Raw genomic sequence first — 707 nt, 5'->3', positions numbered from 1 at the left:
TCCGCAGAAACTCTCAGAAAAAACWAAAAAAAAAGACTTGGCTCTCTAGTGGAGTGATAGCAGCTTTTGAATGTAAAACGACTCTTAAGGCTAGACATGTTAAGGAAGCCGTTGATCGCTGCATAAAATTTAAAGAATTATATGGAGTTCGAGAAGGAACACCATTTCGGGAAATGAACTCGCCTCTTTTCTATGGTGTTTTAGCTCATTCCCATTCTTGGAAATCGGAAAATTCGGATCCTATATCAAATATAAATGATTCTCTAAAAAATCAGACCTTATTTAATGTGAAACACCCTAGACTTGAAATAGATTGTTTATGTGTTGCGGACCTTTCGACATGGACAAAATTTAACATGACTCGTTATGATGCAGTCTGGAACCCAGTTTCTGAGGCAGAACAGAAGATTATTTTCGGTGGATCTTGGGGGCCAATGACGGGAATGATTGTGAAAAAAATATCAGATTCAAACAGAACACCCGTTGGTGCTTTGCTTCTATCTATAATTAATCATATAGCATGGTACGATCCTGTTGTTCGGGATATTGCTGACTATTTCAGATTAGCCGATTTAGGTGGAAGCGGTGATGGCAATATGCGCCCCTGGCCGCAGACTGTATTTAGTAAAGCCGTTCAGATGCAGGTTGATCGTGGCGGGGTTTCAAACGGTGCGCTGTGGGATGAGTGGTCTTATGTGACGCCATGA

The 707-nt window shown here is 40.9% G+C and carries 1 protein-coding gene; it reads left to right on the top strand.

Features of this window, described 5'->3' with window-relative positions; all coding sequences use genetic code 11:
* The coding region (locus tag VZ95_RS24765) for a hypothetical protein (protein WP_232302790.1) at positions 1–707 on the top strand (707 nt) is incomplete at its 5' end.

Source organism: Elstera litoralis (assembly GCF_000963705.1).
GTDB classification, from domain to species: Bacteria; Pseudomonadota; Alphaproteobacteria; order Elsterales; family Elsteraceae; genus Elstera; species Elstera litoralis.
The sequence above is the reverse complement of the archived record's forward strand: the minus strand, read 5'-3'. Positions and strand labels throughout refer to the sequence as shown.